General features: G+C 69.8%; 11 protein-coding genes. 6 read left to right on the top strand and 5 right to left on the bottom strand.

Annotated features, from left to right (window positions below):
- Window positions 1-407: 407 nt before the first annotated feature.
- The gene (locus ACWPQI_RS19235) at window positions 408-3,770 is read left to right on the top strand and encodes a (Fe-S)-binding protein (protein WP_048772065.1); all 3,363 of its coding nucleotides are present in this window, start codon (window positions 408-410) and stop codon (window positions 3,768-3,770) included.
- Window positions 3,771-3,903: 133 nt separating this feature from the next.
- On the opposite strand, the gene ACWPQI_RS19240 is transcribed toward ACWPQI_RS19235, so the two are convergent.
- From ACWPQI_RS19240 to ACWPQI_RS19250, 3 genes are all read right to left on the bottom strand, one after another.
- On the bottom strand, window positions 3,904-4,848 hold the full coding sequence (locus tag ACWPQI_RS19240) for a type IV toxin-antitoxin system AbiEi family antitoxin domain-containing protein (protein WP_048772063.1): 945 nt from the start codon (window positions 4,846-4,848) through the stop codon (window positions 3,904-3,906).
- Between the two features lie 166 nt (window positions 4,849-5,014).
- Window positions 5,015-6,166: an alkane 1-monooxygenase gene (locus tag ACWPQI_RS19245; protein ID WP_010593273.1), complete on the bottom strand. Its 1,152-nt coding sequence runs from the start codon at window positions 6,164-6,166 to the stop codon at window positions 5,015-5,017.
- Between the two features lie 197 nt (window positions 6,167-6,363).
- On the bottom strand, window positions 6,364-6,567 hold the full coding sequence (locus ACWPQI_RS19250) for a cold-shock protein (RefSeq protein ID WP_003938894.1): 204 nt from the start codon (window positions 6,565-6,567) through the stop codon (window positions 6,364-6,366).
- A gap of 146 nt (window positions 6,568-6,713) precedes the next feature.
- On the opposite strand from ACWPQI_RS19250, the gene ACWPQI_RS19255 reads away from it, so the two are divergent.
- The 5 genes from ACWPQI_RS19255 to ACWPQI_RS19275 all read left to right on the top strand — a co-directional run bounded on the left by ACWPQI_RS19255 (window position 6,714) and on the right by ACWPQI_RS19275 (window position 13,128).
- Window positions 6,714-7,979, top strand: a complete 1,266-nt coding sequence (locus ACWPQI_RS19255; RefSeq protein WP_017682223.1) for a pyridoxal phosphate-dependent aminotransferase — start codon at window positions 6,714-6,716, stop codon at window positions 7,977-7,979.
- 377 nt (window positions 7,980-8,356) lie between these two features.
- On the top strand, window positions 8,357-9,658 hold the full coding sequence (locus tag ACWPQI_RS19260) for a YibE/F family protein (RefSeq protein ID WP_474738439.1): 1,302 nt from the start codon (window positions 8,357-8,359) through the stop codon (window positions 9,656-9,658).
- Between the two features lie 115 nt (window positions 9,659-9,773).
- Window positions 9,774-11,036: a PP2C family protein-serine/threonine phosphatase gene (locus tag ACWPQI_RS19265; RefSeq protein WP_017682225.1), complete on the top strand. Its 1,263-nt coding sequence runs from the start codon at window positions 9,774-9,776 to the stop codon at window positions 11,034-11,036.
- Window positions 11,033-12,688, top strand: coding sequence for a sensor histidine kinase (locus tag ACWPQI_RS19270; RefSeq protein WP_017682226.1), 1,656 nt, complete (start codon window positions 11,033-11,035; stop codon window positions 12,686-12,688). Before ACWPQI_RS19265 ends, ACWPQI_RS19270 begins: the two co-directional genes overlap by 4 nt.
- Window positions 12,685-13,128 (top strand): response regulator, encoded by a 444-nt coding sequence (locus ACWPQI_RS19275; RefSeq protein WP_003938889.1) that lies wholly within the window; start codon window positions 12,685-12,687, stop codon window positions 13,126-13,128. The genes ACWPQI_RS19270 and ACWPQI_RS19275 overlap by 4 nt, the downstream gene beginning before the upstream one ends.
- A gap of 21 nt (window positions 13,129-13,149) precedes the next feature.
- Here ACWPQI_RS19275 and ACWPQI_RS19280 read toward each other — a convergent pair whose 3' ends face one another.
- Together ACWPQI_RS19280 and ACWPQI_RS19285 are read right to left on the bottom strand one after the other, a co-directional pair.
- On the bottom strand, window positions 13,150-13,575 hold the full coding sequence (locus tag ACWPQI_RS19280; protein WP_010593278.1) for an ATP-binding protein: 426 nt from the start codon (window positions 13,573-13,575) through the stop codon (window positions 13,150-13,152).
- A gap of 69 nt (window positions 13,576-13,644) precedes the next feature.
- The gene (locus tag ACWPQI_RS19285) at window positions 13,645-15,045 is read right to left on the bottom strand and encodes a DUF7159 family protein (RefSeq protein ID WP_474738440.1); all 1,401 of its coding nucleotides are present in this window, start codon (window positions 15,043-15,045) and stop codon (window positions 13,645-13,647) included.
- Window position 15,046: the final 1 nt, after the last annotated feature.

A 15,046-nucleotide genomic window follows, 5' to 3' on the forward strand; every position in this document is an offset into this window, starting at 1 on the left:
CACCGTAGGCCCTGATCGCGGGTGCGCGAAGCACATCTCGCGCAGCATCATAACCGACATCACAGGGATCGTCGCGTCCGGAATGTGCCGAATCCGTTGCCGGTCTGTTGCCCGACTCGACGGTAGGGATGCCGAAGCGTGACCGGTTACCGCACGTTAGGTATGCCTGACTCAATGAGTCGAAAGGTTTAACGCTTACCGTGGGCGGACACTCACGCTACGGCGCGATGCGGCAATTCGGCCGCCCCCCACGCGGTCGACCTCCACCAGGCACCGCGCCGCAGCACCGCGAGACTAGACTACTGGCCGGTAACTTCCTATAGCTACCGGCTGGTAACTTAGTTCGGGTTACGATGCGTGGGCTTATACCAGGCGGCCGCGGCCGCCCCCGACACGAAAGGCCACCTATGAATGCCCTGACGATCACGTTGGGCACGATCGGCGTGCTGCTCAGTCTGGTGTGCTGGTACTCGTTCATCGGTGGCGCGATGAAGATGGTCAACGTCGTCCGGATCGGCCAGCCGGCTCCGGATCGGTGGCAGCCGTTCTTCCCGCGCTTCAAGCAGATGCTCGTCGAGTTCGTCGCACACACCCGGATGAGCAAGTTCCGCACCGTGGGCTGGGCCCACTGGCTGGTGATGGTCGGCTTCATGCTCGGCGCGATCGTCTGGTTCGAGGCCTACGGCCAGACCTTCGACCCGGCGTTCCACTGGCCGCTGATCGGCAACACCGCCGTCTACCACCTGATCGACGAACTGCTCGGCCTCGGAACCGTGATCGGCATCACTGCCCTGATCATCATTCGGCAGCTGAACCACCCGCGGAAGCCCGAGCGGCTCTCGCGTTTCGCCGGCTCCGACTTCCGGGCGGCGTACTTCGTCGAGACCGTCGTCCTCATCGAGGGCCTCGGCATGATCTTCGTCAAGGCCGGCAAGATCGCGACCTACGGCCACGCCAACCCGTGGACCGACTTCTTCACGATGAACCTCGCCAAGCTGCTGCCGGCGAGCGCCGTGATGGTGTCGATCTTCGCGTTCGTGAAGTTGATGTCCGGCATGATCTGGCTGTACGTCGTCGGCCGCAACATCACGTGGGGTGTCGCCTGGCACCGCTTCGCCGCGTTCTTCAACATCTACTTCAAGCGTGAAGACGACGGTGGCGTCGCCCTCGGTGCCGCGAAGCCGATGACGTCGAAGGGCAAGGCCATCGACATGGAGACGGCCGATCCGGACACCGACACCTTCGGTGCCGGGAAGATCGAGGACTTCTCCTGGAAGGGCTGGCTCGACTTCACCACGTGCACCGAGTGCGGCCGCTGCCAGTCGCAGTGCCCGGCCTGGAACACCGGCAAGCCGCTGTCGCCCAAGCTGCTCATCACCTCGCTGCGCGACCACGGCTACGCCAAGGCGCCCTACCTGCTCGCCGGTGGCCGCAAGGACCTCGGCGGCGACGAGATCGGGCTGGTCGACGCCGAGGGCAACCCGGACGAAGCCAAGCTCGGAAAGATCCCGGCCGCAGCGCTGGCCGAGACCGACCGCAGGCTCGTCGGCGAGACCGTCGAGGGCGAGCTCGCGCCCGTCATCGACACGGAAACGCTGTGGAGCTGCACCAACTGCGGTGCCTGCGTCGAGCAGTGCCCGGTGGACATCGAGCACGTCGACCACATCATCGACATGCGCCGCTACCAGGTGCTCATCGAGTCCGACTTCCCGTCCGAGCTCGCGGGTCTGTTCAAGAACCTCGAGAACAAGGGCAACCCGTGGGGCCAGAACGCCAAGGACCGGCTCAACTGGATCTCCGAACTCGACTTCGACGTTCCGGTGTTCGGTCAGGACGCGGACACCTTCGCCGACTACGAGTACCTGTTCTGGGTCGGCTGCGCCGGTGCCTACGAGGACCGGGCCAAGAAGACCACCAAGGCCGTCGCCGAGTTGCTCGCGACCGCCGGCGTGAAGTTCATGGTGCTCGGCGCCGAGGAGACCTGCACCGGCGACTCGGCACGTCGCGCGGGCAACGAGTTCCTGTTCCAGCAGCTCGCGATGCAGAACATCGAGACGCTGAACTCGGTGTTCGAAGGCGTCGAGGACTCCAAGCGCAAGATCGTCGTCACCTGTGCGCACTGCTTCAACGCGCTCAACAACGAGTACCCGCAGGTCGGCGGTAACTACGAGGTCGTCCACCACACCCAGCTGCTCAACCGCCTCGTGCGGCAGAAGAAGCTGGTGCCGGTGGCGTCGGTGAGCCAGGACGTGACCTACCACGATCCCTGCTTCCTCGGCCGCCACAACAAGGTGTACGACGCGCCGCGCGAGCTCATGGCAGCGTCCGGTGCGAAGCTCACCGAGATGCCGCGGCACGGCGAGCGATCCATGTGCTGTGGTGCCGGTGGTGCCCGCATGTGGATGGAAGAGAAGATCGGCAAGCGGATCAACATCGACCGCGTCGACGAAGCGCTGTCGACGAGTCCGTCGAAGATCGCCACCGGCTGCCCGTTCTGCCGCGTCATGCTCAACGACGGTGTCACCGCTCGCCAGGAGAAGGGCGAGGGTGAGGGCGTCGAGGTCGTCGACGTCGCGCAGCTCATGCTCGACTCGATCACGCGTCTCGAACCGGCGCAGCTCGGCGAGAACCTCAAGGTGATCCCGAGTGAGCGGCCCGCTCCCGCCCCGGCCGCGGACTCGAAGGGCGCCGCCGTGGCGTCCGAGGCCGTCGCCGAGACCGAGGAGAAGGAACGCGTCGAGGAGATCGAGGAGGCGGCCGCGACGCCGGCAGCCCCCAAGACGGCCCCGGCCGATGGTCTTCAGATGAAGGGCGCCGCCAAGGCTCCCGGCGCGAAGCCGGGCGGACTGCAGATGAAGGGCGGTCTGAAGGCTCCCGGCGCGAAGGCTTCCGGTGACGGCGCCGCAGCCGAAGCTCCCGCTGCACCCGCCGCCAAGCCGGGCGGACTGCAGATGAAGGGCGGGCTCAAGGCCCCGGGCGCCAAGAAGGCCGCCCCGGCGGCTCCGGCCGCCGAATCCGCTCCTGCCGAGGCACCGGCTGCGCCGAAGGCGAAGCCGGGCGGGCTGCAGATGAAGGGCGGGCTCAAGGCCCCGGGCGCCAAGAAGGCCGCCCCGGCAGCTCCGGCCGCCGAGGCTCCCGCCGCGGAGGCGCCGGCTGCCGAGGCACCGGCCGCACCGTCGGTCCCGAAGGCCAAGCCGGGCGGGCTGCAGATGAAGGGCGGGCTCAAGGCCCCGGGCGCCAAGAAGGCCGCCCCGGCGGCTCCGGCCGCCAAGGCTCCCGCCACCGAGGCTCCCGCCTCCGCGGAAGCACCCGCTGCGGAAGCACCGGCTGCGGAAGCACCCGCTGCCGAGACTTCGACGGCTCCCGAGCCGCCGAAGGCGAAGCCGGGCGGCCTGGCCTTCAAGGGTGGAGCAAAGGCTCCCGGCGCCCGCAAGGCCGCCGCGCCGACAGCTCCAGCCGAGAAGTCCGAGCCGGCTGGAAAGCCCGAGCCGGCTGAGAAGCCCGCGGCCCCCGAAAAGGCACCGGAACCGGCGCACGCACCCCCGGGTGAGGCACCCGATCCGGACGCCCCGCCGGAGAAGGCACCGGAGCCCGAGACGCAGTCGACCAACGGCGCGGAGGCAACGCCGACCAACGGTGCGGAGGCAACGCCGACCAATGGCGCCGAGGCCTCGCCGACCAATGGCGCCGAGTCCCCGGCTCCCCCGCAGGCCAAGCCCGGCGCGCTGGGCTTCCGGTCCGGCGCCAAGGCCCCCGGCCGGCGCTCGTAACGCCAGCGACGCCCCCCACCTCGTGTGGGGGGCGTCGTCGTCTTCCCGAGCAGACACCCTTTCTACCGTCCTTGCACCCCTTGCGTACGCCCACAGCGGGGGCAAGCACGCGACGACGGGTGCAAGCTCGACCTCAGACCCTGAACGTCCCGGTGGGCCGCGGGCCCCGCGCGGCCCGCGTGATCGCCTCCCGGATGCGGTCGGCGACCACCAGGGGTACGGCCAGCTCGTCCCACACCCAGCGCACCACGGTCCAGCCGGCGTCGCGCAGACGATCCTCACGCTGCTTCTCCCGCCACACCGTCTCCTCCGGCGCGACGTCGTCGCCCCGGTACTTCACGCGTCCGTCGAACTCACCGATCACGCCGTGGTCCGGGAGCAGGAAATCGACCCGGGCCAGCCACCGTCCCCGGGCGTCGTGGACCGTCGCCTGGGTCAGTGGTATCGGAAGTCCGGCGCGGACGAACAGCACGCGGCTGCGGGACTCGCCGACGCTCTCGCTCCGTCCGTCCATGAACTGCGCCGCGCGCAGGCCCTTCGCATGACCGGGGTGGCGGACGTTGCGCGCCAGCGCATCGGTCACGTCGGCGACGGAGATCCCGCACGTGTGCAGGGCGTGGTCCCCTGCGACGACGGCCTGCTCGAACGGAAGGGTGCGGGCGAGGTCGGCGACGGTGCGCGCGACGGTCAGCACGCGCGCTCCGTCGATCTCGGTGACCTCGTCGGGAGCGAACGGCGACGCATGCAGGTTCCGTCCCGGCGTGCGCTTCGCTCCCCCGGCGCGGTTGCGGGTCAGGTGGACGTCGTCCAGCGGGGTGTGCCACAGGGCGAGGCCGTGCAGGACGGCGGCCGAGACGTGGCTGAGCGCGGCGTCGGAACGGATCGCCCCGGCCACCGCGACGGCCCGGCGGTGGTGGCGGCCGTATTCGTCGAGCTGCGAATAACTCTCGGCCGGCAGGTAAGCGCCGCGGTGGACGCGGTGCCAGTGCCCGCGCCCGCACAGTCGCCGGATCTCGCGATCGCTGACGCCCCGCTCGAGGGCCGCAGCGCGCCGGATGATGTCGTGTTCGTCGCCCATGCGGTCACAGTGCCGTATCGGGCCGGGCGCACACTGCGACGACGGCGGGACCGACTCGATCTGTGGATGGATCGCCCGGTTGTGGACAGCCGAGCTTGCGCCGGATATCGCGTCCTTGCACCCGAATTCGACGGCCGCATCGGGTGCAAGCATCCGGATACGGGTGTCAGCTGTGCCGGGCGATGAGCTCCTCGCGACGTGCGGGATCGAGGTTCACGCGCGAGACGTCACCGTCGTAGTGGTCGAGCAGTCGCGGGTCCATCACCTTGCGCCACAGCGGCGGAACGAACGACAGCAGGATCATGACGGCGTAGCCGGCGGGCAGCTGCGGCGCCTCCTCCATCGTGCGCAGCGTCTGGTAGCGCCGCAGCGGATTGGCGTGGTGGTCGCTGTGCCGCTGCAGGTGGTAGAGGAACAGGTTGCTGCAGCTGTGGTCGCTGTTCCAGCTGTGCCGGGGCGCCACACGCACGTAGGAACCGTCGGGTCGCTGCTCGCGCAGCAGGCCGTAGTGCTCGAGGTAGTTGGCGGCCTCGAGGAACATCACCGCCAGGACCGCCTGCACGATCAGCCACGGCGCGACGGACCACCCGAACACCGCGATCAGCCCGGCGTACAGCACGACGGTCAGCGCCCAGGCGTTCAGGACGTTGTTGCGGGGACTCCACCAGGGCAGCCCGCGACGGGCCAGGCGGTCGCGCTCGTACCGCCAGCCCGACCGGACGCCACCGAACACCGAGCGCGGCAGGAACTTCCAGTACGTCTCGCCGAACCGGGCCGTCGCGGCGTCCTCTGGGGTGGCGACGCGCAGATGGTGACCGTGGTTGTGTTCGACGAAGAAATGCCCGTACCCGGACTGGGCGAGGGCGATCTTGGCGAGCCGGCGTTCGAGGTCGGTGCGCTTGTGCCCGAGCTCGTGCGCGGCGTTGATGCCGACGCCGCCGACCACGCCGACGGTGGCGGCCATCGCGAACCGCTCGGGCCAGCCCATCGGCGCGACGGTCCAGACCCAGCAGGCGAAGACGAGACCGGCGTACTGCAGCGGCAGGTACAGGTAGGTGCACCAGCGGTAGTACCGGTCCTCCTCGAGCTCACGCACGAGTTCTTCCGGCGGGTTGGCCTTGTCGACGCCGGTGAATCGATCGACGAGCGGGACGATCACCGCGATCAGCAGCGCGCCGAACGCCCAGAAGAGTCCCAGACGCAGGTACTCGACGAGCACCCACGCGACGAACGGGCTCAGCGGGACGGCGAGCCCGCACAGCCACAGGTATCGCTTGCGGTCCCGCCACTGCGCCACAGCGGCACCGTCCCCCACCATCTACACCAACCCCCTGGTTGTCTCGCCCATCCCCCGAACATCACGGTTCCCACATGCGTATGCCCGCGACGCGCCGGAATGTTACCGAATGGTAGGACAAAAGAGACGAACTGCCCAATGGGTTGTGACCTGGACCGAAAGCAGCAGCGGCGCCGCACCGAAGGTGCAGCGCCGCCGAATTGTCGGGACGAACCCGCTCAGATGGGACGAACCCCCTGGGCCTGCGGACCCTTCTGTCCCTGTCCGATCTCGAACTCGACCCGGGCCCCTTCGTCCAGCGACTTGAAACCGGAACCCTGGATCTCCGAGTAGTGAACGAACACGTCGGGTCCACCGCCGTCCTGCTCGATGAAGCCGAAACCCTTTTCGGCGTTGAACCACTTCACAGTTCCCTGTGCCATACCGTACGACTCCTCAATCCACCCGCGCGTCACCCCGACGCCACGGTCACAAGTCGTCATGATTGCACTTTTCGGGCCGAACGTCGCGGTGGACGCGGCGACGCGCCCCAAATCCGGCTGAAACCCGGTTGCGGACGGGTGGCACCATGGACGCCGTGAGTACAGGAGAACAGGGCCACCTTCACCACCGCATCAGCCGGAAACTCGAGCAGTCCGCGAAGCTGCAGAACGTGCTGTACGAGATCCGCGGGCCGGTGCACGCGCACGCCGCGCGGCTCGAGGCGGAGGGGCACCGCATCCTCAAGCTCAACATCGGCAACCCGGCGCCGTTCGGGTTCGAGGCGCCGGAGACGATCGTGCAGGACATGATCGCCGCGCTGCCCCACGCCCAGGGTTACTCGGAGTCGAAGGGCATCGCGTCGGCGCGCCGGGCCATCGTCACCCGCTACGAACTCGTGCCGGGCTTCCCGAAGCTCGACATCAACGACGTCTACCTCGGCAACGGCGTCTCCGAGCTGATCACGATGACGATGCAGGCCCTGCTCGACGACGGCGACGAGGTGCTGATCCCGGCGCCGGACTACCCGCTGTGGACGGCGATGACGTCCCTGGCCGGGGGCACGCCGGTGCACTACCTGTGCGACGAGTCCAACGAGTGGAATCCCGACATCGAGGACATCGAGTCGAAGATCACGGACAAGACCAAGGCCCTGCTGGTCATCAACCCGAACAACCCGACGGGCGCCGTGTACTCGCTCGAGGTGCTCGAACAGCTGGTGCAGCTGGCCCGCCGGCACCAGCTGCTGCTCCTGGCCGACGAGATCTACGACAAGATCCTCTACGACGACGCCAAGCACATCTCCCTGGCCACCCTCGCCCCCGACCTGCTGTGCCTGACCTACAACGGCCTGTCGAAGGCCTACCGGGTGGCCGGATACCGGTCGGGGTGGATGACGATCACCGGTCCGAAGGAGCACGCGGCCGGCTTCCTCGAGGGCATCGACCTGCTCGCCTCGACCCGCCTGTGCCCCAACGTGCCGGCTCAGCACGCGATCCAGGTCGCGCTCGGCGGGCATCAGAGCATCGAGGACCTGATCCTGCCCGGTGGCCGGCTGCTCGAGCAGCGCGACGTCGCGTGGGAGCGCCTGAACTCGATCCCCGGGGTGAGCTGCGTCAAGCCCCGCGGCGCCCTGTACGCCTTCCCGCGCCTCGATCCGGACGTGTACGAGATCCACGACGACGAGAAGCTGGTCCAGGACCTGTTGCTGCAGGAGAAGATCCTGATGGTGCAGGGCACCGGCTTCAACTGGCCGGATCCGGACCATCTGCGGATCGTGACGCTGCCCTGGGCCCGCGACCTCGCGGTGGCCATCGAACGGTTCGGCAACTTCCTGTCCAGCTACAAGCAGTGATCTCCACGAGAATCGACCGCCGTCACGACACGCCCGGGATGCGCGACACGCCGAACGTTGTCGAATGTATATGTACCCCCATGCGAACTGCATCGCCGCAGGCCGGGACGTCGACCACGAACCGGGAACGAGCGTTCGGCCGGGTTCCGGTGAGGACCGACACACCGTAGGTACTACCCGTCGGACCGACAGAAGCAGTACGTTTGTCTACGGCACCTCAGCGTGCTGGGCTCCCTGATCATCGCCACCCCCCTGTGCGAGATCAGGTCGACGGTGGCGGGGACACCCCCCCTGCTCCCCGCCACCACCAGCCCATCTCCCCCGCGAGTGACCGCGGACTCCGCGATGCGACCTCACCGAGACCACGTCGTTACCCTGTGTCGGTGACACGAGCAGAGCCCACCGACCCCAGCCACGGACACGGACACGGGCACGGACACGGCCACTTCTCCGGACCCGTCCCCGTCGGACCCACCGCCGCGAAGGTCGTCGTCGGACTCCTCGTCGTGATCGGCATCGCCGTGCTGGCGGGCGCCGTCGCCCTGTGGCCGAGCCGCGAGGCCGTCGACATCCCGGCCCCGCTCCAGACCACCGGCGGCGGAGCCGTCGTCACCGAGGCCGGCACCGTCGTCGAACAGGACATCGGCGCGTGCGGCAGCAGTTCGGCCGGCCGCCCCTTCACCGGCGACCCCGTCCCGCCTCCCACCGAGGCCTACCAGTGCCAGCGCAGCATCGTCACGATCGATTCGGGCCCCAACGAGGGCACCCGCACCCTGCTCGAGATCGGGCCGGGCCCGGGGCAGCCCGACCTGCGCGTCGGCGAGGAGATCCGGCTCGTGCGGCAGGTCGACCCGTCCGGCGCCACCCAGTACTCGTTCTACGACTACGCCCGCGGCCTCCCGATCGCGCTCATCATCACGGCCTTCGCCGTGGTCATCGTCGCCGTCGCCCGCTGGCGCGGCCTGCGCGCCCTGATCGGCCTGCTGATCGCATTCGGTGTGCTCGTGGTGTTCATGCTCCCCGCGTTGCTCGACGGCCAACCCGCCGTGCCCGTCGCGCTGGTCGGCGGCGCGATCATTCTCTACGCCGTGCTGTATCTCGCGCACGGGGTCAACCTGCGCACCAGTTCGGCCCTGCTCGGCACCCTCGCGTCGATGCTGCTCGCCGCCGTGCTCTCGTACGTCACGATCCGGATGACCCACCTGACCGGGCTGTCCGAGGAACAGAACACCGACGTGCAGCTGTACCTCGAACAGGTCAGCATCACCGGCCTGCTGCTCGCCGGCTTCATCATCGGCTCCCTCGGTGTCCTCAACGACGTGACCATCACCCAGGCGGCGTCGGCGTTCGAGCTGGCGGCCCTCGACCCCACCGCCTCGCGCCGGAAGGTGTTCTCCTCCGCGATGCGGGTCGGCCGCGACCACATCGCCAGCACGGTCTACACCCTGGTGCTGGCGTACGCCGGTGGCGCCCTGCCGCTGTTGCTGCTGTTCAGCGTCGCCGGCCGGTCCATGTCGGACGTGCTCACCGGCGACGCCGTCGCCATCGAGGTGGTGCGGGCGTGTGTGGGCGGCATCGCACTGGCGCTGTCCGTTCCGCTGACCACCGGCATCGCCGCGCTGCTGGCCCGGCCCGGCGCCCCCGAGCCCGTCGCCCGCAAGGGCCGGCATGCCCGGTGACCGTTTCCGGGGCCGCGCGCGTCGGGGAACGTGCGCACGATAGGTATTCTTCCTCTGTTGTCGTCCGGAACGAGGGAACCGGAGTCACGGCACGCGAGATCGAAGGGCAGGGGCCATGTTCTCCGAGCAGCACAGGCCTGCCGGCGCACCACCAGGAATCGGCACCACCACTTCGTCGGTCGCTCTGGACACCGACTGGGCCCGGGAGGAGCCGTCGGTCCTGCTGATCGAGGACGACGCGGGCGACGCGCTCATCGTCGAGGAACTGGTGGCGGACAGCGCCCAGGGCATGCGCCTGGAATGGGTTCAGACGATGGCCGCGGCGCGCGCCGAACTGGACGCCGGCCTGCCCGACTGCATCCTGCTGGATCTGCATCTGCCCGACGCGCAGGGCATGGACGCCCTCGCGCGGGTCCAGCAGTACGCCGCCGGCGTCCCGGTCGTGGTACTGACCGGCCTCGCCGAGGAGCAGACGGGCCTGGCGGCGGTCGCCGCCGGCGCGCAGGACTATCTCGTCAAGGGACGCGTGGAGCCGGACCTGTTCGGCCGCACCGTGCGCTACGCCATCCAGCGCAAGCAGGCCGAGCACGCCGCCGTCGCGTTGCAGGCCAGCCGGCTGCAGGCCCGGGAGAACGCCCGCCTCGAACGCGGACTGCTGCCGTCGCCGATGCTGCACGGCACCGGCGACGTGGACATCGTGGCCCGCTACCGGCCCGGACGCGAACAGTCGCTGCTCGGCGGCGACTTCTACGACGTCGTCCAGACCGAGGACGGCACCGTGCACGTGCTCATCGGCGACGTCAGCGGGCACGGTCCCGACGAAGCCGCACTCGGGGTGAGCCTGCGCATCGCCTGGCGCACCCTGGTGGTCACCGGCGTCACGGGTGTCACCCAGCTGCAGAAGCTCGAGCGGATCATGGTCGCCGAGCGCGCGAACGAACGGCACTTCGCCACCCTCACCAGTCTCGCGATGTCGCCGGACCGGCGCCGGGTGCAGGTGATGCGCGCCGGGCATCCGGGTCTGCTGCTGCACAGCCCTCGGGGGGTCGACTGGGTCGAGGCGCCCGGCGGACCCGCCATCGGGTTGCTGCCCGGTGTGTCGACGTGGCCCGTGCACGAGTTGGAGCTGCCGGAAGGCGGCGGCATCATGTTGTTCACCGACGGGCTGTTCGAAGGCCGGGTCGGCGACGGCGGGGAACGCCTCGGCGAGGAGGGGCTGCTGCGGCTGGCCCGCGAGGAGGGTCACCTGACGCCCGAGGCCTTCGTCGACACCCTGATCGACCGGGCCGAGGCCCTGGCGGAAAGTCACGGAGGACTCGGCGACGACGTGGCCGTGGTGCACGTGCGATGGAGCGAGAAGGCAACGGAGCAGGCATGAGAGACCCGTCGAAGCCCGAACCCAAGGTCGAGCGGGTGCGCTCGCGGCTGACGGTCCAGAGTTGGTTCCAGGTCGCCTTCGCGGTCCTTGCCGTGTTCGTCGTTCTCGGCACCATCGTGGGCGGGTACTTCATCCAGCGCACCGCCCAGATCACCGACGAGCTCGTCGACCAGATCCAACCGGCCCGCGCCGAGGCATACCGGCTGCAGGCGGCTCTGCTGGATCAGGAGACCGGCGCCCGCGGCTATGCCGCCACCGGCGACGTCGAGTTCCTCGCCCCGTACCTGACCGGCAAACGCGTCGAGCAGGAGGCCGCCGACCGGATGCGCGAGTTCACCACCGGCCATCCGGAGCTGCTCGCCGACGTCGACGAGATCGAGGCAGCGGCCGAGGCCTGGCGCGCCGACTACGCCGACCCGCTCGTCGCGAGCGTCGTCCCCGGCGTCCCCGCACCGGTGGATCCCGCGACCACCGAGCGCGGCCGGACGACGTTCGACGCCATGCGCACCCTGTTCGAGGAGCAGAACGCGGCACTCGTCCAGGCCCGCGCGGACGGCTACGACGACCTGATCCACGCCCGGACCATCCGCAACTCCGTGCTGGTGGCGATGGTGGCGGGCTTCCTGCTCACCGGCCTGCTCATGGTGGTCCTGGTGCACAACCTCGTCGCGATGCCGCTGGTCAGCCTGCGTGCGGCGACGCGGCGGGTCGTCGCGGACGGCAACTTCGACCAGCACATCCACCCTCAGGGCCCGAAGGACATCCGGATCCTGGCCCGGGACGTCGAGGAGATGCGCGGGCGCATCGTGTTCGCGCTGGCCGCCGCCCACGCCCAGCACCAGCAACTCGCCCAGCAGAAGGCCGACCTCGACACCCAGGCCGAGGAACTGCGGCGCTCGAACGCCGAGCTCGAGCAGTTCGCCTACGTCGCCTCCCACGACCTGCAGGAGCCGCTGCGCAAGGTCGCCTCGTTCTGCCAGCTGCTCGAGAAGCGCTACGGCGACAAGCTCGACGAGCGCGGCGCCCAGTACATCGCGTTCGCCGTCGACGGCGCCAAGCGCATGCAGGTCCTCATCAACGACCTGCTGACCTTCTCCCGCGTCGGGCGGGTCAGCGACGACCACGTACGCGTCGACCTGGATCAGCAGTTGGACAAGGCGCTGGCCAACCTCGCCGCGGCGATCGACGAGTCCGGCGCGCGGGTCGAGCGTCCCGAGAACCTGCCCGAGATCACGGGCGATCCGACCCTGCTGACGATGCTCTGGCAGAATCTGCTGGGCAACGCGATCAAGTTCCGCCACCCCGACCGCACTCCCGTCCTGCAGATCACCTGCGAGCGGGACGAGGGAGACCAGGACGGGCCCGGCAGCTGGACGCTGTGCGTCGCGGACAACGGCATCGGCATCGACCCCGAGTTCGCCGAGAAGGTGTTCGTCATCTTCCAGCGTCTCCACGGCCGCGACGTCTACACCGGCACCGGTATCGGGCTGGCGGTGTGCAAGAAGATCGTCGAGTACCACGGTGGCAGGATCTGGATCGACACCGAGCACACCGAGGGCACCCGGTTCTGCTTCACCGTTCCGGCCCTGCCCGACGAAGAACCCGAAGAGCCCGCCCCGGCCGACACCGACCTCGAAGGAGCCCCCGCATGACCCCCGCCGAGCCCATCGACGTCCTGCTGGTCGAAGACGACCCGGGCGACGAGCTGATGACCCGCGAGGCCTTCGAGGACAACAAGATCGGCAACGAGCTGCACGTGGTCCGCGACGGCGAGGAGGCCCTGGACTTCCTGTACCAGCGCGGCGCCTACACCGAGGCGCCGCGGCCCGACCTGATCCTGCTCGACCTCAACCTGCCCAAGTACGACGGGCGGCAGGTCCTCGAGAAGATCAAGTCCGACCCGGATCTGTCCGACATCCCGGTCGTGGTGCTCACCACCTCGGCCGCCGAGGAGGACATCCTGCGCAGCTACCGGCTGCACGCCAACGCGTACGTCACCAAGCCGGTCGACCTCGACCAGTTCATCGGGGCGGTCCGGCAGATCGACGAGTTCTTCGTCCAGGTGGTGCGGCTGCCCCGCCGTCGCCAGTAGTCCCGGGCGGCCGGACCGGCGTCAGATGCTCCAGCGCATGGTGACGACGGTCCCGCTGTCGGCCGGGGCCACGGTCGCCGTGTCCGCCAAGGAGTTGATCAGGGTGAGGCCGTGCCCGCGCGAGCTCGTGCTCGGGTCGGTGTCGTTTGCGCGCCAGCTGCCCCGGTCGATGATGGCGACCTCGACCTGGCGGTCGGCCGGGATCAGCGTCGCCTCGAGGTCGAGCGTGCCCGACGCACCGTCGCGGTAGGCGTGCTCGACGGCGTTGGCGAGGGCCTCGTAGCTGGCCAGCAGCACGTCGCGGGCCAGCTCGGGGCTCACGTGCACCGCGTCGAGCCAGCGTTCCAGGGCTCGCCGCAGCACGGTCAGCTGACCGGGCTCGGCGCGCACGCGCCGATAGGCAAGCGTGACCGAGTCGCACAGCGGGGTGTTCTGCGGCGAAAACATCGTTTGTACTCTAGCCTGTCGCGCTGGGCGCCATCAGGTTCGCGGGTCCCCGGCAGCGGACGGGGCCCGTCAGATGGGTAACCGCAGCTCCGGCGGCACTTCGATCGTCGGCAGCGGCGGTAGCGGCGGCAGCGTCGGCACCGGGATGTTCAGGCCGGGGATCAACGGCGGCGGTGCCGTGGCGGGGGGCGGCGGAGGCGGTACCACGCGCTCGGTCGTGGGGTCCTCGACCGGCGGGACGGTCGTGGTGGTCGTCGGTGCCGGTGCCGGCGCGACGGCGGGTGCCGGCTGCGGGGTCGGCGACGGCGTCGTCACGATCACCTCGGTCTGCCGGGTGTCCGACTCGTCGTCGCCGGCGAGAGTGTTCTGGGCGCCCAGCGCCAGGCCGATCATGGCGACGACGCCCAGGGCGGTGCCGGCCAGCCCGGCCCCGCTGATCTGTCGTTTGGACACGTGCGGTTCGTGAGCGGTCGCCGCCCGCTTCCGCCCCGGTGTCCTGGTCTCGTCGGCCGGTGCGGGCGTGGCGGGGCGCGGCAGCCTCTCGGTGCGGTGCGGCGCCGTGCCGCCCGGCGGGACGATGCGTTCGGTCGCGGCCGGGGCGGCGAGTTGTTCGGTGACCGCGGTGTCCGCGGCGACGGCACGCAGGGCGCCGCCCTTGGCCAGGACGAGTTCGGGTTCGTGCGGCACCACGACGGGCAGCTTCGTCCACGTCTCGAGCACCCGGCGCACCAGGCGGACGTGGGCCCCGCCGCCGAGCAGCACGATCGTCTCCGGCTGGGCGCCGGACCGCTGCACGACGTCGCGCACGAACCGTGCCGAGCCCTCGACGAGCGGGTTGATCAGCGGTTCGAACGTCTCCAGGGACATGAGGATCACGCCGGCGGCACCCGGCACGGCGACGGCGTCGCTGCCGGACAGCTGTTCCTTCGCCGTCCGGCACTGGGCGACGAACTCCTCGTCCTCGGGGTCGTCGGGCCGCCACACGCCGTCCGAGCCGAGCAGGTGCAGGCGCACCGCGTCGTCGAACAGGCGCCCGGCGACGGCCCCGGTGCGTTCGGTGTGCACGGCGCCGGTGCTGCGGTCGGCGACGGTGACGGTGAGCCCGGACGCGCCGAGGTCGTAGAGGACCGCGACGTCGGCGGTGAGCTCGCCGGTGGCCCGCAGGTACGTCAGTGCGGCTTCGGACTCGCCGACGAGCCGGTAGCGGTCGAGTCCCTGCTCGGCCATCGCGGCGCGGAGCCGTTCGGCCTCGGCGGCGTCGCGGTACACCAGGCCCGCGCGCTCGACGCTCTCCCCCGCGATGCCGGCCTGCACGAGCACGCCCACGGTCTGCGCCGCGAGGCGTGCCGGGTCGTCCCGTCTGGTCTCGACCACCTGGAACTGGTAGCCCGCGGAGGGTGCGTCCGGATCGATCGGACGAACGATCCGGACGGCACTCGTCCCTGCGGTCACCCCGAGAACCGAACTCATC

The sequence above is a fragment of the Rhodococcus sp. LMD genome, from assembly GCF_056108245.1.